The 19,980-nt window shown below is 42.3% G+C and carries 20 protein-coding genes; 14 read left to right on the top strand and 6 right to left on the bottom strand.

The features are described from left to right. Positions 1 to 69 precede the first annotated feature (69 nt). Genes PSF28_RS21080 through thiH form a run of 4 tightly spaced genes read left to right on the top strand, consistent with a single transcriptional unit; the run spans position 70 to position 2,907 of the window. A complete protein-coding gene (locus PSF28_RS21080; RefSeq protein ID WP_272685607.1) occupies positions 70 to 828 on the top strand; it encodes a HesA/MoeB/ThiF family protein in 759 nt (252 codons plus the stop codon). Next, positions 816 to 1,016 carry a sulfur carrier protein ThiS gene (gene thiS / locus PSF28_RS21075; protein ID WP_210836562.1) on the top strand — a complete coding sequence of 67 codons (201 nt, stop codon included), beginning with the start codon at positions 816 to 818 and terminating at the stop codon, positions 1,014 to 1,016. Before PSF28_RS21080 ends, thiS begins: the two co-directional genes overlap by 13 nt. Positions 1,017 to 1,018: 2 nt before the next feature. Beyond that, positions 1,019 to 1,789: a thiazole synthase gene (locus PSF28_RS21070; RefSeq protein ID WP_272685615.1), complete on the top strand. Its 771-nt coding sequence runs from the start codon at positions 1,019 to 1,021 to the stop codon at positions 1,787 to 1,789. After that, on the top strand, positions 1,786 to 2,907 hold the full coding sequence (gene thiH, locus PSF28_RS21065) for a 2-iminoacetate synthase ThiH (RefSeq protein WP_210836563.1): 1,122 nt from the start codon (positions 1,786 to 1,788) through the stop codon (positions 2,905 to 2,907). Before PSF28_RS21070 ends, thiH begins: the two co-directional genes overlap by 4 nt. A 54-nt stretch (positions 2,908 to 2,961) precedes the next feature. Here thiH and PSF28_RS21060 read toward each other — a convergent pair whose 3' ends face one another. The 6 genes from PSF28_RS21060 to PSF28_RS21035 all read right to left on the bottom strand — a co-directional run bounded on the left by PSF28_RS21060 (position 2,962) and on the right by PSF28_RS21035 (position 10,556). Next, positions 2,962 to 4,263 carry a uracil/xanthine transporter gene (locus PSF28_RS21060; protein ID WP_272685606.1) on the bottom strand — a complete coding sequence of 434 codons (1,302 nt, stop codon included), beginning with the start codon at positions 4,261 to 4,263 and terminating at the stop codon, positions 2,962 to 2,964. 257 nt (positions 4,264 to 4,520) lie between these two features. Next, complete coding sequence (locus PSF28_RS21055) at positions 4,521 to 5,099, bottom strand: DJ-1/PfpI family protein (protein ID WP_210836565.1); 579 nt, start codon at positions 5,097 to 5,099, stop codon at positions 4,521 to 4,523. 91 nt (positions 5,100 to 5,190) lie between these two features. After that, positions 5,191 to 6,045 carry a tagatose bisphosphate family class II aldolase gene (locus tag PSF28_RS21050; RefSeq protein WP_210836566.1) on the bottom strand — a complete coding sequence of 285 codons (855 nt, stop codon included), beginning with the start codon at positions 6,043 to 6,045 and terminating at the stop codon, positions 5,191 to 5,193. A gap of 115 nt (positions 6,046 to 6,160) precedes the next feature. Then, entirely contained in the window at positions 6,161 to 7,627 is a 1,467-nt protein-coding gene (locus tag PSF28_RS21045; RefSeq protein WP_272685605.1) for a DUF2264 domain-containing protein, read from the bottom strand. 62 nt (positions 7,628 to 7,689) lie between these two features. Beyond that, positions 7,690 to 9,297 carry a sulfatase family protein gene (locus PSF28_RS21040; RefSeq protein ID WP_272685604.1) on the bottom strand — a complete coding sequence of 536 codons (1,608 nt, stop codon included), beginning with the start codon at positions 9,295 to 9,297 and terminating at the stop codon, positions 7,690 to 7,692. Positions 9,298 to 9,320: 23 nt separating this feature from the next. Continuing rightward, the gene (locus tag PSF28_RS21035) at positions 9,321 to 10,556 is read right to left on the bottom strand and encodes an anaerobic sulfatase maturase (protein ID WP_210836570.1); all 1,236 of its coding nucleotides are present in this window, start codon (positions 10,554 to 10,556) and stop codon (positions 9,321 to 9,323) included. A gap of 528 nt (positions 10,557 to 11,084) precedes the next feature. Between PSF28_RS21035 and agaR the strand changes: the two genes are divergently transcribed. From agaR to kduD, 10 genes are all read left to right on the top strand, one after another. After that, on the top strand, positions 11,085 to 11,861 hold the full coding sequence (agaR, locus tag PSF28_RS21030) for a transcriptional repressor AgaR (RefSeq protein ID WP_210836571.1): 777 nt from the start codon (positions 11,085 to 11,087) through the stop codon (positions 11,859 to 11,861). A gap of 51 nt (positions 11,862 to 11,912) precedes the next feature. Beyond that, positions 11,913 to 13,196: a tagatose-bisphosphate aldolase subunit KbaZ gene (gene kbaZ, locus PSF28_RS21025; protein WP_272685603.1), complete on the top strand. Its 1,284-nt coding sequence runs from the start codon at positions 11,913 to 11,915 to the stop codon at positions 13,194 to 13,196. A gap of 8 nt (positions 13,197 to 13,204) precedes the next feature. After that, on the top strand, positions 13,205 to 14,389 hold the full coding sequence (locus PSF28_RS21020) for an SIS domain-containing protein (protein WP_210836573.1): 1,185 nt from the start codon (positions 13,205 to 13,207) through the stop codon (positions 14,387 to 14,389). Between the two features lie 34 nt (positions 14,390 to 14,423). After that, the gene (gene agaV, locus PSF28_RS21015; protein ID WP_115166439.1) at positions 14,424 to 14,918 is read left to right on the top strand and encodes a PTS N-acetylgalactosamine transporter subunit IIB; all 495 of its coding nucleotides are present in this window, start codon (positions 14,424 to 14,426) and stop codon (positions 14,916 to 14,918) included. Between the two features lie 48 nt (positions 14,919 to 14,966). Beyond that, a complete protein-coding gene (agaW, locus tag PSF28_RS21010; protein WP_004264436.1) occupies positions 14,967 to 15,737 on the top strand; it encodes a PTS N-acetylgalactosamine transporter subunit IIC in 771 nt (256 codons plus the stop codon). Then, on the top strand, positions 15,727 to 16,614 hold the full coding sequence (locus PSF28_RS21005) for a PTS system mannose/fructose/sorbose family transporter subunit IID (protein ID WP_117163054.1): 888 nt from the start codon (positions 15,727 to 15,729) through the stop codon (positions 16,612 to 16,614). Before agaW ends, PSF28_RS21005 begins: the two co-directional genes overlap by 11 nt. 62 nt (positions 16,615 to 16,676) lie before the next feature. Then, positions 16,677 to 17,108 carry a PTS galactosamine/N-acetylgalactosamine transporter subunit IIA gene (agaF, locus tag PSF28_RS21000; RefSeq protein WP_115166437.1) on the top strand — a complete coding sequence of 144 codons (432 nt, stop codon included), beginning with the start codon at positions 16,677 to 16,679 and terminating at the stop codon, positions 17,106 to 17,108. Next, positions 17,105 to 18,277 carry an N-acetylglucosamine-6-phosphate deacetylase gene (gene nagA / locus PSF28_RS20995; protein ID WP_210836576.1) on the top strand — a complete coding sequence of 391 codons (1,173 nt, stop codon included), beginning with the start codon at positions 17,105 to 17,107 and terminating at the stop codon, positions 18,275 to 18,277. Before agaF ends, nagA begins: the two co-directional genes overlap by 4 nt. Before the next feature lie 37 nt (positions 18,278 to 18,314). Then, positions 18,315 to 19,145, top strand: a complete 831-nt coding sequence (gene kduI / locus PSF28_RS20990; RefSeq protein ID WP_272666537.1) for a 5-dehydro-4-deoxy-D-glucuronate isomerase — start codon at positions 18,315 to 18,317, stop codon at positions 19,143 to 19,145. Positions 19,146 to 19,212: 67 nt separating this feature from the next. Then, positions 19,213 to 19,968, top strand: coding sequence for a 2-dehydro-3-deoxy-D-gluconate 5-dehydrogenase KduD (gene kduD, locus PSF28_RS20985; protein WP_206086819.1), 756 nt, complete (start codon positions 19,213 to 19,215; stop codon positions 19,966 to 19,968). Positions 19,969 to 19,980: the final 12 nt, after the last annotated feature.

Raw genomic sequence — 19,980 nt, 5'->3', positions numbered from 1 at the left:
TTAATCACAAAATTAGCCCTAGTTTATCGTCATAAAAACAGGGCTAATGATGATTTAAGGAATTCAATCATGTTAAGTGACCAAGAATTCATGCGTTACAGCCGCCAGCTATTACTTGAAGACATCAGTCCTGAGGGGCAACAAAAACTGAAAAATAGCAAAGCCCTAATTGTCGGTTTAGGGGGCTTAGGCTCTCCCGCATCCCTTTATTTAACGGGCGCTGGTGTCGGCGAATTGTGGCTAGCTGACCACGATGACTTACACGTTTCTAACTTACAACGGCAGGTACTTTACGATACCGATGATATTGGCCAGTCAAAAGCCCAGCTTGCCGCAGATAGGCTACATCAACTCAATCCGTTGGTAAGAACCCATGTTATCGCACAAAAGTTGGATGTTGATACTTTAATTCCATTAGCGGAACAAGTCGACTTAGTGCTTGATTGCTGCGATAACATGGCCACTCGTCATGCAGTTAATGCCGCCTGTGTCATGACCAATACAACCTTAGTCAGCGGCAGTGCTGTTGGGTTTGGTGGCCAATTAATGGTACTTGAGCCGCCATTTAGTACCGGTTGCTATGCCTGTTTATACCCAGACCAAGATGAACCCGAACGCAACTGCCGCACTGCTGGGGTATTAGGGCCAGTGGTTGGGATTATCGGCACGTTGCAAGCACTGGAAGCCATTAAATTACTTGTCGGCCTTCCCTCTTCATTGAGCGGTAAATTGCGTTTATTCGATGGAAAACAGCAACAATGGAATACATTGCAATTAATGCCGTCACTGCAATGTCCAATCTGTCGGGAAGAAACATGCATATCATAATTAATGACCAACCTATGGAATTCGATGCCCCACTGACGGTTAATCAATTATTTTCCACTCTCGATCGCCCAATGGTGGGAACTGCACTTGCTATCAATCAAGTGATCATTCCGAAGAGTCAGTGGAATTCATATCTCATTAATGACCAAGATAATATCTTGTTGTTTCAAGCTATCGCTGGGGGCTAATGATGTTAAAAATCGCAGATTTTACTTTTCACTCACGCCTGTTTACTGGAACAGGTAAATTTGCCAGTGCCAACCTCATGCAAGACGCCATTGCGGCATCCGGCAGTCAATTGGTGACAATGGCAATGAAACGTATTGATTTACGAGGGCAAGATGATGGTATTTTACAACCTCTACAGCAATTGGGCGTGAAATTATTACCAAATACCTCAGGGGCAAAAAATGCCCAAGAAGCGATATTTGCTGCACGCCTAGCTCGTGAAGCCCTTGGTACTAACTGGGTCAAACTCGAAATCCATCCGGATATGCGTTATTTACTACCGGATCCCATCGAGACATTACTCGCCGCAGAGCAGCTCGTTCAAGAGGGATTTGTTGTATTACCTTATTGCAGCGCAGACCCGGTGTTATGCCGTCGTTTAGAAGAAGTTGGCTGTGCCGCTGTGATGCCATTAGGCGCACCGATTGGCACAAACAAAGGCTTAGCAACGAAAGAAATGCTCCGTATCATTATTGAACAAGCTTCTGTGCCTGTCGTTGTAGATGCCGGGATTGGTGCACCAAGCCACGCCGCAGAAGCTATCGAGATGGGGGCGGATGCTGTATTGGTGAATACGGCGATTGCCGTTGCCAAGCAACCCGTTTTAATGGCAAAAGCGTTTAAACTCGCGGTCGAAGCGGCTGAGTTAGCTTATCAAAGTGGTTTAGCTGCACCGAAGCAACAGGCGCAAGCGTCCAGCCCATTGACCAGTTTCTTAGGGGCCTTATCATGATCCCAAGTTTCCAAGAACGCTTACAAGCACTGGATTGGGACGATACGACACTGCGGATAAACAGTAAAACACCTGCCGATGTAGAACATGCTTTGGCGGTGGATATACTCACACTCGATGATTTTATGGCGCTGCTTTCCCCTGCTGCCCGTCCCTATATTGAGCTGATAGCACAAAAAGCTCAGAAACTCACCCGACAACGCTTTGGCCATGCCGTTGGGTTTTATGTGCCACTTTATTTATCGAACCTATGCGCAAACGATTGTACTTATTGCGGTTTTTCGATGAGTAATAAAATTAAACGTAAAACGCTAAATGACGCTGAAATCATCAATGAGTGCGAAACCATTCGCAAAATTGGTTTCGATAGCTTATTACTGGTCACCGGGGAGCACCAGAGTAAAGTGGGTATGGACTATTTTCGTCACACATTCCCCATCATTCGTCCTTATTTCAGTTCCTTAATGATGGAAGTGCAACCATTAAGCACAGATGAGTATAAGGAATTGAAAACTTTGGGATTAGACGGTGTGATGGTTTATCAAGAAACCTACCATGAGCCCACGTATCAACTCCATCACCTCAAAGGCAAAAAGCAGGATTTTCACTGGCGCTTAGCTACTCCAGAACGCTTAGGGGAAGCGGGCATAGATAAAATCGGCCTTGGTGCGTTAATTGGTTTATCAAACAGTTGGCGTACCGATTGCTATATGGTTGCAGAACATTTGTTGTACTTACAGCAACATTACTGGCAAAGTCGTTATTCTATCTCTTTTCCTCGCTTACGCCCTTGTGCGGGTGGTGTTGAACCGGCATCACTGATGAATGAAGCCGAATTAGTGCAATTAATTTGTGCTTTTCGCTTACTGGCACCGAATGTCGAGCTTTCACTCTCAACTCGTGAATCACCTTACTTCCGTGATAACGTGGTGCCATTGGCAATTAACAACGTCAGTGCCGGCTCGAAAACCCAACCAGGTGGCTATGCCGATACCAAAGAAGAGCTAGAACAATTTTCCCCAAATGATAACCGCAGTGCCGCACAAGTAGCGAATGCACTCGTACAAGCTGGTTTACAGCCCGTTTGGAAAGATTGGGATGGTTATTTAGGCCGCTAGAATTTTACTGAAAAAGAGCATTAGCTGCACAACAGCTTAGTGCTCTTTTATTATTTAGGCGATTTTATCCCACTTGATCGTATTTTCTAAAATAAGAGCCAATATAATGCCTATAAGTAACCCATTACCCAGTAAAGAACTAAACATTGTTGGTAACGAATTTAGTACCGCAGCAGGTGCTGACATCAAAAAGATGCCAATAAAAATAGGTAATGCGAGGCGATAAATATTACGTGTATTCAGTTTCATATCCGCAAGAAATGAAAATGAAGAAAATAGCAGCGGCAAATAAGTCGCTAACATAACCGCGCTACCAATGGCTAACGGCAAAGAGCGGAAAAATTGCGTCAATACTGCAACGCCCCCCACACATAAGAAAATAAGGCTGCCGATAGTAAAAGAGATACGTGAACTGTCTTTTGTTTGAGTAATTAGACCAATTGATAAAACAAACGGTGAAAAAGGCACTACGCCTATCGGCGCTGCTAATATTGTTACAGCTCCTGACATCATAAAACTACGCCGATATAAGGACTTAACGGGTAATGAATCGGGGTAAAACACATCCGTTCCGCGCATTGCTCCAAACGTATTTGATGTGTTTAATATCCCAGCCAAAATTGCTGTTATCACAATACTTATATTAATTTCATCGGAACGGCCTAATGGAAATAGTACCCACTCCCCTGATGAAACAGATGATATCGTGCTACCAAATAACCCACTATAAGCAACCCACCCTATGATTGTTCCAATCAATAAAGCATATTTACTAATATTCACAGGTAAATACACAATAATCCCTATAACAAATACCAGTACTGCGAGCGCCAAAAAGAATACAGGATAATTAACTGTAATATTTTCACTGCCAACACCAAAGGGTAGCCCTAACATCCCTTTTAAAAAAATAGTGACCAGCTGCGCGCCAAGTAAAAACATAAAGACCACCAGCACACCTGGTTTGAACAAACCCGCTAACCAACCACCAAGACCACTTAGGCCAATAAGAATAGTAATAATCCCAGACAGAAAAATCCCCATGGCCAAACTCCATCCAATCGTCTCAAGAGGAGTTCCTTGTATAGATTCTGACAAAGTTACGGTTAAAATTGTTGCCCACCACAACCCTGTTGGCCCCTCCATCACAGAGCGTTTATGGCCTATAAATGCTTGCAACAAGCAAGCTAAAGCTGTTAATAAAAAAGCATACTGAGTAATAACAAACGTGGTTTGTGGTGACAAATGAAAAGCAGACTGTAACGTCGGGGGAATAACAACCGTATTACAAAAGATAAAAAAGAACCATTGAAAGCCAGAAATAATATTATTTTTTGTAATAGCAATATTCCGCATTTTCATTCCTTACCAGTGATTATATATCTGACCAGCTTAATGTTTATAGCGGAAAATTTCTAATTTAAATCTAATTGTTATGATATTTATAAATTATCATTTATTCTTATCATGATAAAAAATGGCTTCATACGCTATTAAGTCTCTATTTTTATTTTCATTCGACTAGTTGATAAAAATAAAGCGGGGAAAATATTATTCCCGCTTTATTTATTACCTTTATTGCCGATATAAAAGTACGTAGTTACCAATAAAAATTATAGATAGGAAAGCGGCCAATGTTTAAAATATATATGTTTAGCTTGCCAATCCACTTTATCAATATTGTCAGCCAGTAAATGTTTTGCGACGGTAAATGCAAATTCAAAGCTTACACCAAGTCCTTTTGCACTAATAAATTTTCCATCAACAGCAACATCTTGGTCGACATAGATACCATCATCAAATTTTTCAGCCAGCTTATCTCCTGTACTATAATGCCGTCCTTCCAGTAACCCATGAGCCGCTAACACCTTCGCGCCTGAAGAACATAGCGCACAAATATACTTATCCTCATGTATATGCCGACGAAGAAAATCAACTACTTTTTCATTCGCATACAAGCGGTCAGTTCCTTTTGGACCCCCTGGCATCATGATGGCATCATAAGTATGGGATAACTTATCGACTAACAGATAATCTGCACTAATTTTAGTACCAAAATACGTATTTAAAATAAGCGAATCCATGCAGGACAGCACATCAACATGAATATCTAGCCGACGCATGATATCAATGAAAACGACCGCTTCCCCTTCCTCAAAGCCATCCGCGAGCAAAACAGCAACTTGTTTCATGACATTCCTTTTATTTTCAAAGAAAGTTATTACGAATCATCCGCAATAAATTTGGGTTATATACTCAGCAAATCCAGATAATTTTTACTTGTTAAAGTGTTCCATCACTTTTGCAAACACGAATTTTATCCATCACCACCGCTTTCATCGCCGCCTTTCCGGGAACCAAGTAATGGCGTGGGTCCGTAGCCTCTGGGTTTTCAATGAAGTACTGCTTAATGGCATCAGAAAACGCAATTTTGAGTTCTGTTGCGACATTGACTTTACAAATTCCAAGGTCAATACAGTGCCTAACATCCGCATCAGGGATCCCCGAAGCACCATGCAGAACTAACGGTAAATCTGTTTTCTTACGGATGGCATCTAGCCTAACAAAATCCAAATGAGGCTCACTTTTGTACATGCCGTGAGCGGTTCCGATGGCAACAGCTAAGGAATCAATACTGGTTCTTTGAATAAAAGTTACGGCAGCATCAGGGTCGGTGAAAAGTGCATCTGCAGCATCGACAACTAAGTCATCTTCTTGCCCACCTAAACGCCCTAGTTCAGCCTCAACCGTGCAGTCCCATTGATGGCAAAAATCAACAACCCGTTTAACAATTTGAATATTTTCTTCAAACGGAAAATGAGAAGCATCAATCATCGCAGAGCGCACACCCGCGGAGACTTTCTGGAAAATATCTGGAATATCTTCATGATGGTCGAGATGCAAAGCCACTGGGACTTTATAACGCTCAGCGGCCTGCTGGCAGATTGCTATCAAATAGTCACTTCCTGCATAAGAAAAGGTACTCGGTGTGCCAGCTAAAATAACGGGGGATGCCATTTCTGCGGCAGTTTCCATGACAACTTGAATAGTTTCTAAATTATGAATATTAAATGCGGGAACTGCATAGCCTCCCAGTTGAGCTTTGTTCAACATATTACGGGTAGATACCAAGTACATAATCGCCTCTTACCTTTCGATTGATTTCGAATCATATTAAACGAAAGAAACAGAAAGGTAAAAGATCTAAATCACATTTCCATTCCTTTCGCACTGAAAGCAAATGAAAGAAAGTCTAGAAGTAGTGAGTCATTTTAGAGCTATAGCTAGTCACCCCCTTACGTAACAGGTTGTTTTTAGGGCGCCTTGATTGACCTAGAAGCATTTCAATCACTTTCTGAGAGCGTAATTGTTTCTCTAAGCGACGCGTCAACGGGGATTGCTGTTTGAGGTAATCTTCACGAAATATCACGGTAACCTCTTGTGTTTCTTTCACACCAATAACCGTTGCCGAAATTGACGGTATTTCGAAATGAAAGTCTGAACGCTCAATTGGCAACGGACTACAAGGGCTGTCCCAAAGTTGGATTCGGTTACCACAATACAAAGCAATAATTACAGCACGTAATGACCAAAAACTACTCGCAGGACCACTGTAGTTATCGACTAGCCGCGCATCATAACTAAATAAACCTTGAGTTGGCGCTCCTGCTTTTAAAGCACCATGGCCAATAAAATAACGCAAAGTACTTTCTAGTGCATTTTTAGCCTCCCCCACACTCACGGCATCTCCACCTAAATCAACGCCGGCTAATAAAGGCGTGGACACCGCGAGGCGATAACATGCACTGCGGCCAAAAAATGGAATGCCTTGTGGGGTCATAAGATAACGATAATGATGGTTAAACTGATTTAAGGAACTACGAATGAACTCATCATCGAAATGAGGGCAAATTTGATTAAGCCAATATAGTGAATAGTAAAAACCCCATGCATTGTAGTAATCAAAGTTACCCTTTGCACCATCTCGAAACCAACCATCACCCACGTAAAATTGTTTCACTCTTTCATACCGCCACATTGCAATAGTATCTCGGCCGGTGAGTGCTCGGATCACAAACTGCACGGTAAGCGGAAAAAGATGCCAGTTGTTATCAACGATATCACAGTGATTAACCTGTTCGAACCATGTAATAATACGTTGTTGAACAGAACTATCCAACTTTTCCCATACCCACTCACGACTTAACCAAAGCGTCAGTGCTAAATCTGCCGATTCACAAATTTTTTGGTCATAATTGTCAAGCCTTCCCCAATAGCCTTTATGATTGGGGTCAGTGCCATGCAAAAATGCATTTTTAATAATCTCAGGAAGGTCAATCGACGCTAAATTTAACCCATTTAATGCGGTTTTTCGGCTATGGACTAACCATGCAGCGAACAAAGGCAGTACCCGGCTAACGCCTTCTAGCGCATCTGTTCGCACAGTCTGTTGGCCAGGGCTGCCAGGGTAATAGGCATGAGAGTAGCCCCAAGCTTGATAATGAACAAAGGCTTCTGCGGTATAGCGGACTAATAATTCGCAAAGAACTGAAAGTGATTGGCTTTCATCTTGAAAGACTTCGGTGATGTGATTATCGTTACATTGATAAGCTGACTTTCTAATTAATCTTCGAATGATATTCTCTTTGAATAATTTCTGATAAATTTTTATATCTGGATGCTCATAAGGCAGTTTTGGGCGTTCAGTCGGTATTGTCATACGTATTTCTCTATGGTGCAGACAGGCGCATCCTTGCGCGCAGAATAAAACAAAATTTGTATTTATCTTGCTGATTCAATCAGGACTTGGTAGCGATCTTGTCCCCATACAACAGGTTTTGGTTTATCTTTAATCCATTGATAATAAGCTGTTTTTAACTCTTTCACTTTTTCTGGATATTGAGCCGCTAAATTATTCGATTCGGCTGGGTTTTGTTTATCATTGAATAATTGGAGCTGGTTAGAACCATCATCATAAAAATAAAGTGCCCATTCTCCATCACGGATAGCCCATGAACCTTTCGATAGTTTTTCTAAATTAGGGTTGTTTGGAATTTCTTTGCGTTGATAAGTGATCCATTCATGGTAACCATGCCAAAAATCTTGGTTTTCTTCGCTGTAATGTTTCGTCCCTGGCCCTGTCCAATACAAATAATTATGTGGCGACTTTTCTGTTTTCCCCGTCAAGAGTGGCATAATATTTTTGCCTTCAACCTTCATACTATCGGGTATGGTGATCCCTGCGCTTTGTAATGCGGTTGGTAAGATATCAATCGCTGAAACCATCGCATCACTGTGTTTACCCGCAGGAATATGCCCTGGCCAATAAGCAACAAATGGAACGCGTACACCACCATTAAACATTTGCCCTTTAAAACCTTTATCCATCGCATTCATTGGCATTGGCGACTCATGTACCGCACCATTGTCAGAAATAAAGAAAATTAGCGTATTATCTAATTCACCATTTTCCTTTAGTGTATTGATAATTTTACCAATTCCCTCATCGGCTGCATTTAGCGCAGCAAAATATTTGTCGGCTTCAACATTACCCGTATTGAATTTATCCATATATTTCGCTGGAGAAGCTTCTTCTAACGGAATGTGCGGCACACTATATGAAAGGTTGATAAAAAAAGGTTTGTCCTTATGGCCATCAATGAATTTAATGGCTTCATCCGTTAACAAGTGCGTGGTGTAGCCGGGGGCGGGTACGTTTTCACCATTTCGCCACATAGCCGGGGAGTTCCAAAGTGCCGCCCCTGATGCATAGAAACTATATGCATAATCGAAGCCTCTTTCATGGGGGGCGAAACCCGGCTCCGGTGTCGAAATCATATTATCGTGATAATCACGAGTTTGCTTTTCTGCTGCAATTTTAGGCTTTTTCAATACCTTGGCATTATGCCATTTCCCAATACTGGCAGTGGCATAGCCGTTTTCTTGAAATAATGCAGGTAATAGTTTGATATCTTGTGGGATACCTAACATCGCATCGTCATTACTGTAAGTGCCAAAGCTTGCGGGAGAGCGCCCTGTAAAAATGCCAGCTCGTGATGGACCACAAACAGGATGAGCAACAAATGCATTAGTCATCTTTATTCCACCGGCAGCCATATCCGAAACATTTGGCATTGCTGCTCTTGCTGCTTCCACCATCTTATTAATATCACCTTGATAACGTTGTGGTGATGGGCGCTGTGCAAGTTCTGTGACATCAATGCTATCAAGCACAAAATCGAGCTGCCCTGTTCCTAAGTCATCCATAACAATCAGTAAAACATTCGGCTTTTCCGGTGTGCCTCCTGCATTCGCTGCAATGGGAGGCACTAAGCTGCTTGCGGCTATCAGCCCAGCTAATAGGCTTTTCTTCATAGAAGGTAATCTCACAAAAATATCTCCAGATAATATGATTATTGCTTGTAAGCACGCTGTATTGCGCCAAGTGCATCACTGGCTAAAGCACCACCCGATATCGCTTGACGCATTAACTGCATACCTAAAGCGGTATGATGAAAAATCTTTTTATATGAACGACATAAATAGTTATGGCGATATTTTTCACCTTCTATCGCCGTGATCCGGTGCTTAGGGCAACCACCATAACAAAGGCTTTGAACCTCACAGCGCTGGCAAAGATTAGTTAGCTTGTCATATTTATTTTGCCCAAAACGGACTTGCTGCTTAGAAGAAACAATACGGGAAAGGGAGTGTTGTTGTACGTTACCCAACCGATTTGCAGGGTACACATAGTGGTCACAGGAATAGACATCCCCATTAGATTCAATAATCAGTGCTTGCCCACACGTTTTAGATTGCACACAGGTTGATGCGGGATAGCCCATCCAAGTACCTAATAAGCTATCAAATAGACGTATGTAAATTTTGCCAATGTCTCCTTGGTGGATCCATTCATCAAAAACATCAGCCATAAATTGCCCATACCCCTCCGCGGGTACTGAAAATGGTGCCATCACCGCATTTGGTCCAGGAGCATAATGACCACCTTGGGTCTGAGGAAAGCGCCTATCAACCTCAACAATGGGGATAAACTGAAAAAAAGTGGACCCCAATGCTTTCAAGGCTCGGTACGTTTCTTTTCCTTTTCGCCAATTTTGGTCATTAACTACGGTTAGGGTATTAAATTCAACACCGTATTCAATCAAGAGCTGAATGGCTTTCTTCACACGCTCAAAAGTTGGGTTGCCATTAACGGAAATTCGGTATTTATCATGAACAGCTTCTAAGCCATCAATTGATACACCAATTAAAAAACCGTGGTCTGCAAAAAACTGCGCCCATTGTCGATTAATCGCAATGGCGTTCGTTTGCACACTATTCGTGATCGTTTTTCCTTGAGCATATTGCTTTTGGTACTTAACAACTCGCTCAAAAAATTCGAGTCCTGCAAGTGTTGGCTCCCCACCTTGCCATGAAAAATCTACCTGCTCACCAGCATGGGACTGGATATAGTCTTTGATATAACGACGTAGCACGTTATCAGGCATAACGTCATGTTTATCTTGCGCAGGTTGCTCGTGAAACACATTTTCTTTTTCAAGATAAAAACAGTATTCACATTTAATATTGCAGCGATAACTGGTGGGTTTCGCCATCATATGAAAGTAAGAGGGTTGGTTTGCAGGCATTTAAATTAATCCGAAATAGTCAGGTTATTTTTATAGCATTACGCAAAACACGAAAAATCAAAAGAGATTGAAATCACAAAATAAGAAAATGAAAGAATTTGAAAGAGTTCAATTTGAGTTAAAAACATTGAAAAGAGTATAAATAACGCACAACATGCCACTAATTTATGTTTTTTGTTTTAAAGAAATTTCTATTCCTTTCGAACTTCAAATACCGCCATCACACTTTATGCCAATTTTTGAGCTTATATTTAGCTAACTTTTTGCAAAAATTGCTAATATTTATGTAAAACACGGAGTTTGCTTAGTAAAAGTACAGTTATTACGACTTTATTGATTGGATACTTTCTTATTCGAAGATATGATATTTAAAATTTGAAAATATCCGTAAGCAAACAACACACAAATCGAAACTTTGTGAAAGAGATCAAAAGTTTTGTTTTTTTTCGTTGTCGGTATTTTTTAGCGTAGTAAACTTAATTCGAAATCAAATGAAAGAAAATCATTTGATTTCGTAAGGAGATGAAAGTGAAAGCGGCTGTTGAAAGACGCATGGAAATCCTCGACATGATTAACCAACAAGGTAAAGCACGAGTCGAAGATTTAGCCGAAATATTTAAAGTTTCAAGTGTCACCATCCGTAGCGATTTAAGCTTTCTTGAAAAAAATGGTTATGTGGTCCGCTCCCATGGGGCAGCAATTCCAAATACTGGGTTTATTGCTGAACTAAGCATTCACGAAAAGCGTGGGCAGAATGCGGGCACAAAAACATTAATAGGGAAAGCAGCCGCCGCGCTCATTAATGATGGCGACACGATCATTTTAGACTCGGGGACAACGACACGAGAAATTGCGACACACTTAAAGTCGCGGGATAACGTCGTTGTCATGACTAACGGTTTAGATGTCGCAATGGAGTTAGCAACAGCCGCAGGCATTGATGTACTAATGACTGGCGGCGCATTGCGCAAAAATGCTTTATCGTTTTCTGGCTCACAAGCAGAAAATAGCCTCAGAAATTATCGTTTTGACAAGGTTTTTCTTGGGGTTGATGGGTTCGATTTACGCGTTGGTATCACGACACACAATGAACAGGAAGCTAGTCTTAACAGGTTAATGTGTGAAATCTCGGAAACAGTTATTGCGGTTGCTGATTCTACGAAATTTGGTAAGCGCAGTTGTCATATGATCCGTGAATTCGCTGATATTGATGTTTTGGTGACAGACTCTGGGATCCCTGATGAATATGTCCAAGAGTTGAAAAACCATAAAATTGAAGTAATCATCGTCGATAAAGAGCAATAATTCGCTAACTCCATTAACAATACAACCGTGTTGATTGTGGAGTTAGTATTAATGCATCCTTTAGAAAAGATTGTTCAGCAAAATAAACTTGGTAAACAGAATGGCATTTATTCTGTTTGCTCAGCCCACCCATTTGTTATTGAAGCTTCATTGCACCAAGCGCTGGATGATGATTCCTTTCTTTTAATTGAAGCCACATCAAATCAAGTTGATCAATTTGGTGGCTATACGGGTATGACTCCGGCTGATTTTTTCAATTATGTAATTGAAAAAGCAGAAAAAATCAATTTCCCTCTGAATAAGTTAATTCTTGGTGGTGACCATTTAGGTCCGAATCGTTGGCAAGAGCTTAATGCCGCTAATGCCATGGATAATGCCGATGTTCTAATTGAACATTACGTTGCCGCAGGGTTCAAAAAAATCCACCTTGACTGTAGTATGTCCTGCGCAGATGACCCCGTTCCACTCACGGATGAAATCGTTGCACAACGTGCCGCCCGACTCGCTGTTGTTGCAGAAAAAACCGCCAAAGAAAAATTTGGTTACAGCGATATCGTGTATGTTATTGGTACTGAAGTCCCCGTACCAGGTGGAGCAACTGAAGCGCTTGAAGGTGTTGAAGTCACAGATCCACAAGCCGCGAGAAAAACCTTAGACTGCCATGCGAAAGCGTTCGAAAAAGCAGGTGCCGGTGACTGTTGGGCACGTGTTATTGGCCTCGTCGTTCAACCTGGTGTGGAATTTGACCATACTGGTGTTATTGATTATCAACCCGAAAAAGCACAAGCATTAAGTCAAGTAGTTGATGATTACCCTCATCTCGTTTTTGAAGCACACTCAACCGATTACCAAACACCTGATGCTTATAAGCAGCTCGTTCAAGACCACTTTGCCATTTTAAAAGTTGGCCCAGCTTTAACATTTGCTATGCGAGAAGCCCTCTATTCTCTGTGTGAAATTGAGAATGAAATGTTCCCGGCAGAACAGTGTTCTCACTTAAAAGAGAAAATGGAACAATTGATGTGTCGTGAGCCCGAATTTTGGCAAAAATACTACCATGGCGATGCCCAGCAGCAAGCTTTTGCTCGCGTTTATAGCTTTAGTGACCGTATTCGTTATTACTGGCCTGATAAAGAAATTAACCAAGCCATAGAAATACTGATGGCTAACTTATCTTCAAAACCAATCCCGTTACCACTTTTAAGCCAATACATGCCGCATCAATTTCAACAATTAAGAGAAGGCATGCTCGATGGCACAGCGAAATCCTTTATTTTTGCAAAAATTCGCGACGTACTTTCGGTATATGCCGATGCATGTAAATTTAGTCACTGAGGTTTGACATGGAATATTTAAGCTATCAAACACCCGAACTCGAAAAGCTAAACGCATTCTGGACAGCAAAAGAAATTGAGCAACAACCTGAATGCTGGGAAAAAACAAACCAGCTAATACAAGAGCAACGTACTGAAATTGATACATTTTTAGCTAAAGTACTTCAGGCATCGGACGCACGCATTATCATGACAGGTGCTGGAACATCGGCTTTCGCCGGCCGCGCTCTTGCTCCCGTTCTCACCGGTCATTTAAAACGCCGCGTGGATGCCATTGCCACCACGGATTTAGTCGCTGATCCAAAAGAATATTTAGCGGAAGACGTACCAACGTTATTAATTTCTTTTGCTCGTTCAGGCAATAGCCCCGAAAGTGTTGCCGCCCTCGATGTGGCAGAAAAATGCCTCACTCAATGTTACCACTTAGTTTTAACCTGTAACGAGCAAGGACAGCTATATCGTTATTGCCAAAATAATACCAATGCATTAGCCATTTTAATGCCTGAAGAGTCAAATGACCGTTCATTAGCCATGACTTCAAGCTTTTCATCCATGATGATGGCTGCACTGTGTATTTTCTTAACAGAATCCTTCTATTTAAACGAAATTAAACCTTATTTCTACGATTATCACGACATTTTTACTCAATTTAACCATCGTATCCGGGAAGAATACGCGGGTAAATTTAAACGAGTCATTTATTTAGGTAGTGGTGGCCTACAAGGTCTCGCACAAGAAGCGGCTCTAAAAATGTTGGAATTAACAGCTGGTAAGGTCGTTGCTAACTTCGACACACCGTTAGGCTTTCGCCATGGACCGAAATCTATCGTCAATAAGGAAACGTTAATCGTGCTGTTTCTGTCAAACGATAAATACACTAGACAGTATGAAACTGACTTATTAAGAGAGGTAATTCACGATAATGCGTCAGCAAAAGTGATCGCGGTCACCTCCTCTTCCGATGACACACAAATAGAGGAAAGTTTTGTTTATATTAAAAAAATGGAGCAATGCTCAGACTCAGCCCTATTTTTCCCTTATTTAATGTTAGCGCAGGCCTTTGCATTCCATAGTTCCATTGCACTGGGGAATACACCGGATAACCCATCTCCAACCGGAGAAATTAATCGAGTTGTTCAAGGTGTCACTATTTACCCGTTCTCATATCAAGAAGATGGCTTCATGCCTTCTTAATGATAAATATAGCTAATAATAAGAGAGCAATTATATGCACGCACCAAATATTGTCTGGACCCGAATCGATGAGCGTTTATTACATGGGCAAATTCGAATCACTTGGGGTAAACACACTGAAGCAAATTTAATTCTTGTCGCTAATGATGATGCTGCGGATGGCCCTAATGCTGCTTTTATGCAAGCAGGAATGAAAGCCTCCGCGGGTGGAGAATATGCCGTCCGATTTTTCTCTATCGAAAAAACTATCGATGTCATTCACAAAGCGTCTCCACGTCAAAAAATCTTTATTCTTTGCAATAACCCAACAGATGTTGCCCGCCTTGTCGAAGGCGGCGTTCCTATCACGCACTGTAATGTTGGCAATATGCACTTCCATGAAGGAAAACGCCAAATTACTAAAACAGTATCTGTGGATGAGCGCGACTTAGAAGCATTTCGTCGGCTTGTCGACAAAGGAGTCGCTTGCACGATTCAAAATACTCCCGATCAAACCCCCGTTAATGTTCTTACTCTCGCATCAGCATAAGCAGATTGAGATAACAACTTAACACTAAGGCGTTTAAGGAAAACTATTATGATTTATGAAGCTTCTCTTGTGGCTTTATGGGCCTTCTTTTGCGGTATAGATAAGTATGACGTTGCACTCAATATCCACCGCCCACTGATCACAGGGCCTGTTGTCGGCCTGATTATGGGTGATATGCAAGTCGGTTTAATTGCGGGTGCAACATTAGAATTAGCTTGGCTTGGGCTTGTTCCAAATGCAGGAGCTCAGCCACCTGATGTTACTTTAGGCACTATCGCCGCCGTTGCATTCGCTATTATGACAAATCAATCACCAGCGGTAGCGATGGGAATTGGTATGCCAATTGCCGTTCTCATGCAAATGATCATTATCGGCTTTTTTGCTATTACCGCGTTCACCATGGGTAAAGCTGACCGCTACGCTGAAAAAGCTGATGCAGCAGGGATCTCCCGGTTATTAGTCGCCACAATTACCGTTCGTTCTTTACTCTACGCTATCGTCGCCTTTGTAACGGTTTACTTCGGTGAACACGCAGCACAGTGGATTGATGAAAACACACCAAAAGTGCTACTCGAAGGCTTAGGTATTGGGGCGAAAATGGTTCCAGCAATTGGCTTCGCGATGTTGTTAAAAATTATGTGGTCAAAAGAAGTGGCGGGTGTGTTCTTTGTTGGTTTCGTTATGACCACTTATCTCAAACTACCAATTATGGCAGTAGCAATACTCGGCGCATCTGCGGCGGCTCTGTATTACTTCTTCAGCGGTAACAACAACAAGAATAACTCACAACAAAATGAGGATTTTGAAGATGGTATCTGATAACAAAACAACAGTAGAAACAAAAAACTTACCTGTGGAATCCTACGTTGATGGCGTTGATGAATATCAAGATACCACTGTCCGCAAAGTCATCACGAAAGGCGATCTATGGCGCTGTGCTTTTCGTGGGCTCTTTATGGAAGGTAACTTTAACTTTGAACGTATGCAAGGAGGTGGCTTTGCATTCTCCATCATCCCAGCCCTACGCAAAATTCATGGTAATAACAAACGCGATTATGCAACCGCACTGAAAAATCACTTACAGTTTTTCAATGCGAGTCCAAAATTATTTACTTTCTTACTTGGTACTGCCGTTGCCATGGAAGAAAACAAAGAGAAGCCTTCTACGGTCAACGTCATGAAAGTGGCAGGCATGGGCCCAACAGGTGGAATTGGCGATGCTATCGACCATATGACACTAATGCCACTGACTTTAGCATTAGGTGCATCTATCGCAATGGAAGGCTCAATTGCCGGCCCATTCGTTTTCTTCTTTTTGTACCAAATTGTTCACTTTTTTGTCTATTTCGGTTTGATGTTCATGGGATATCGTGCAGGTACTGCAGCGATGGTTAACATGAGCGATGCAACAGAAAAACTCGCTAAAGCCGCCAACATCATGGGGATTTTTGTCATCGGGGCGCTTTCCGCCACCTTCATAAAAGTACAAACCACTGCTGCTGTCGAGGTGGGTGGCAAAGTGGTCGAACTACAAACCGCCTTGTTTGACAAAATCATGCCTAACTTACTCCCTCTGTGCCTTGTCTTTTTGATGTTCAAAATGGTGAAAGGGACAGGCTTTTGGGCAAAACCACCAGTACTTATCTTCTCTGTCTTAGCCTTCGGTGTTATTGGCCATGTACTTGGTGTGATGTAACAAAATCGTATTAAATTGTTTTTAGGTGGGTAGTTAAGTTACCCACCAGCAAGGAGTTATAAATGATTGGTTTGATTGTTTCTGGGCACATTAATTTTGCGAGCGGTATGGCTTCCGCCGTCAAAGCCATCGCAGGTGAACAGGAAAATATGGTGTTTATTGATTTTGTTGAAACCCTTTCTCCCGACGAATTGGAACAACAAATGCGAGCAGCAATGGATGCCATGAATTGTGAACAAGTACTTTTTCTTACCGACCTTCCTGGTGGAACCCCTTGTAACCGCGCTATGGCAATTATGATGGAAGATAAATCCGTTGAAGTTTTAGCTGGAGTTAATTTGCCGATGATCGTCAATGCGGCATTGGAACGTGAAGGCGTTGATGCGAAAGAACTTCTTTCTATCTTACAGGATATTGGTACTAGCAGTATCCAAGACCTACGTCAGCAGCTGGCTATGATATCAGAGCCAGAATTTGAAGAAGATGGCCTATGAAACAGCAATATGCCATTTTAGCGGATCGCACCTTTACTCCTGAAGGAATTCGCTATCAGCAGTATGTTCGAGTGTGCAACGGTGTTATACAGGAAATTACGGATACTGCTCCCGAACACTGCCCTGTTATCCGTCTTGAAGACCGCTCCTTACTACCGGGGTTTGTTGATATCCATATTCATGGGCGTGCTGGTGCAGACGTCATGGATGCAAGCCAACAAGGGTTGCAAACCATTGCTGATGCATTAGTCAAAACCGGCGTTGCGGCTTGGGTGGGAACCACCGTCACCGCACCAATGAATGATATTAAACTCGCACTAACCCAAGTGTGTGAATTTATCACCAAGCCGCAAACATCAGGAGCCCAATTAGTCGGCAGTTTTTTAGAAGGCCCTTACTTCACTGAACGTCATCGAGGCTCACATCCTGTTAAGTACTTAAAATCGCCGACCATTCATGAATTAGAAGACCTTATGCAATGTGCTAATCACACACTTTTGCGTGTTGCAGTTGCACCTGAAGCTGAAGGCGCCATTGAGGCTATTGATTGGTTAGTACAACACGGTATTAAAACCAGTGTTGCACATACCGCCGCCGATTTCATGCAAACCAGTCTTGCATTTTCCCAAGGAGCAGATTGTGGTGTGCATCTTTATAACGGGATGACCGGTTTACACCATAGAGAACCTGGTTGCTGTGGCGCAGTGTTGTACCACGATGTTCTTGCGGAACTGATTGCCGATGGCATTCATGTTCATCCCGTCATGATGCAGCTAGCGTATCGAATGAAAGGTTATCAGCGGCTCGCTTTAATCACAGATTGTATGCGAGCTGGCGGCCTACCAGATGGTGATTATGCCCTTGGTGCACAAACGGTAAAAGTCACGCAAGGGCAAGCTCGCACAGCCGATGGCTCTCTTGCGGGCAGTACATGTAGCCTTGATAACGCATTGCGCAATATGGTGCAACTCGCTCATGTTCCTGAGTGGGAAGCCGTACAAATGGCCACATCGGTCCCCGCTCAATACCTTGGAATTGATGACCAATTTGGCTACATCCGAGTTGGGGCTCAAGCTAGTTTTGCCGTTGTTGATAATAATTTTTATCTAACAGACACATTCATCAGAGGTGAACACGTTCACTCTGTATTCGGGGATACCGACCATTAAGGTTGGTTACCTATCAGTAAATCATGAGGTATTTATAATGGAAATTCGTCAACCAATTCACAGCGAGCATGCAAAAACACTTGATACTGAAGGCTTACGCAAACAGTTCCTGATCGAGAACTTGTTCCGTGAAGGGGAAATGAATCTCACTTATAGCCATATCGATCGCATTATTGTGGGTGGCATTGTTCCAACACAAAAGCCACTCACTCTTATGGCAGGAAAAGCATTAGGCGTTGAGTTCTTTCTTGAGCGTCGTGAACTGGGTGCAATTAATATTGGGGGCACAGGTCAAGTTATCGTTGATGGCGAAACCTATGATATCGCACCAAAAGAAGCTATTTATATTGGTATGGGTGCTAAATCTGTCGAGTTTATCAGTAACGATGCCATTACCCCTGCACGTTTTTACATCAACAGTGCTCCTGCACACCATACCTATCCAACACGCAAAATTACTATCGAACAAGCTTCACCAGAAAAATTGGGTAATGTTGAAAATTGTAACGTTCGAACCATTTATAAATTCTTACACCCATCTATTTTACCAACCTGCCAATTATCAATGGGCATGACAGTACTCGAACCCGGTAGCTTATGGAATACCATGCCATGCCATACCCATGAGCGCCGTATGGAAGTGTATCTGTATTTCAATATGCAAGAAGACAACGTTGTTTTCCATTATATGGGCGAGCCTTCGGAAACCCGCCATATTGTTGTTCGTAATGAACAAGCCGTCATTAGTCCAAGCTGGTCTATTCACTCAGGCGTGGGAACTGCGGCTTATACATTTATATGGGGAATGGTTGGGGAAAACCAGGTATTCCACGATATGGACCATGTCGCGATGAAAGATCTGAAATAACCTTTTTATCTTTTTAACATAATAAAAAACGATGTGGCAGTACTGTCACATCGTAAGTGAGGCACAGATGAACTTATTTGATTTAACAGGAAAAGTTGCGATTGTCACTGGATGTAATACCGGTTTAGGTCAAGGGATGGCAATTGGTTTAGCCCAAGCTGGCGCGGATATTGTTGGGGTTGGTATTCAAGATGCCCCTGAAACACGTGCTCAAGTTGAAGCTTTAGGCCGTAAATTTCACTATATTATCATGAATTTAATGGAACAAGATGGGTTACAAACTTTGGTTGATGATGCAGTATCCGCCATGGGCCATGTTGATATCCTTGTCAATAATGCGGGCATTATTCGCCGTGAAGACTTATTAGAGTTTAGTGAAAAAGATTGGGACGATGTGATTAATATTAATCAAAAAACCTTATTCTTTTTATCTCAACGCGTTGCACGCCAATTTGTGAAGCAAGGTAATGGCGGGAAAATTATTAATATTGCATCAATGCTCTCATTCCAAGGTGGTATTCGGGTTCCATCTTACACAGCAAGTAAGTCCGCTGTCATGGGGCTCACTCGTGCTCTTGCTACTGAGCTTTCCCAATACAACATTAATGTGAATGCAATCGCCCCAGGTTACATGGCAACAGACAACACAGCAGCACTACGCGCTGATGCAGACCGCAATGCGGCTATCTTAGAGCGCATTCCTGCGGGTCGCTGGGGAACACCTGAGGATTTAGCAGGACCAGCCATCTTTTTAGCCTCCAAAGCAAGCGACTATATTAATGGTTATACCATTGCCGTTGATGGTGGCTGGTTAGCTCGCTAATCCATCTGGAGA

Origin of the sequence: Providencia sp. PROV130 (genome assembly GCF_028482225.1) — a bacterium.
GTDB lineage: Bacteria > Pseudomonadota > Gammaproteobacteria > Enterobacterales > Enterobacteriaceae > Providencia > Providencia rettgeri.
This window is presented reverse-complemented; position numbering and strand designations above follow the sequence as displayed.

Coding starts and splice junctions, on each gene's coding strand:
- PSF28_RS21080 (WP_272685607.1), top strand. CDS start 70: ATGTTAAGTGACCAAGAATTCATGCGTTACAGCCGCCAGCTATTACTT.
- PSF28_RS21055 (WP_210836565.1), bottom strand. CDS start 5,099: ATGAAACAAGTTGCTGTTTTGCTCGCGGATGGCTTTGAGGAAGGGGAA.
- PSF28_RS21070 (WP_272685615.1), top strand. CDS start 1,019: ATGTTAAAAATCGCAGATTTTACTTTTCACTCACGCCTGTTTACTGGA.
- kbaZ (WP_272685603.1), top strand. CDS start 11,913: ATGCATCCTTTAGAAAAGATTGTTCAGCAAAATAAACTTGGTAAACAG.
- agaV (WP_115166439.1), top strand. CDS start 14,424: ATGCACGCACCAAATATTGTCTGGACCCGAATCGATGAGCGTTTATTA.
- PSF28_RS21035 (WP_210836570.1), bottom strand. CDS start 10,556: ATGCCTGCAAACCAACCCTCTTACTTTCATATGATGGCGAAACCCACC.
- nagA (WP_210836576.1), top strand. CDS start 17,105: ATGAAACAGCAATATGCCATTTTAGCGGATCGCACCTTTACTCCTGAA.
- thiH (WP_210836563.1), top strand. CDS start 1,786: ATGATCCCAAGTTTCCAAGAACGCTTACAAGCACTGGATTGGGACGAT.
- PSF28_RS21050 (WP_210836566.1), bottom strand. CDS start 6,045: ATGTACTTGGTATCTACCCGTAATATGTTGAACAAAGCTCAACTGGGA.
- PSF28_RS21060 (WP_272685606.1), bottom strand. CDS start 4,263: ATGCGGAATATTGCTATTACAAAAAATAATATTATTTCTGGCTTTCAA.
- PSF28_RS21005 (WP_117163054.1), top strand. CDS start 15,727: ATGGTATCTGATAACAAAACAACAGTAGAAACAAAAAACTTACCTGTG.
- agaW (WP_004264436.1), top strand. CDS start 14,967: ATGATTTATGAAGCTTCTCTTGTGGCTTTATGGGCCTTCTTTTGCGGT.
- kduI (WP_272666537.1), top strand. CDS start 18,315: ATGGAAATTCGTCAACCAATTCACAGCGAGCATGCAAAAACACTTGAT.
- thiS (WP_210836562.1), top strand. CDS start 816: ATGCATATCATAATTAATGACCAACCTATGGAATTCGATGCCCCACTG.
- PSF28_RS21020 (WP_210836573.1), top strand. CDS start 13,205: ATGGAATATTTAAGCTATCAAACACCCGAACTCGAAAAGCTAAACGCA.
- agaF (WP_115166437.1), top strand. CDS start 16,677: ATGATTGGTTTGATTGTTTCTGGGCACATTAATTTTGCGAGCGGTATG.
- PSF28_RS21045 (WP_272685605.1), bottom strand. CDS start 7,627: ATGACAATACCGACTGAACGCCCAAAACTGCCTTATGAGCATCCAGAT.
- kduD (WP_206086819.1), top strand. CDS start 19,213: ATGAACTTATTTGATTTAACAGGAAAAGTTGCGATTGTCACTGGATGT.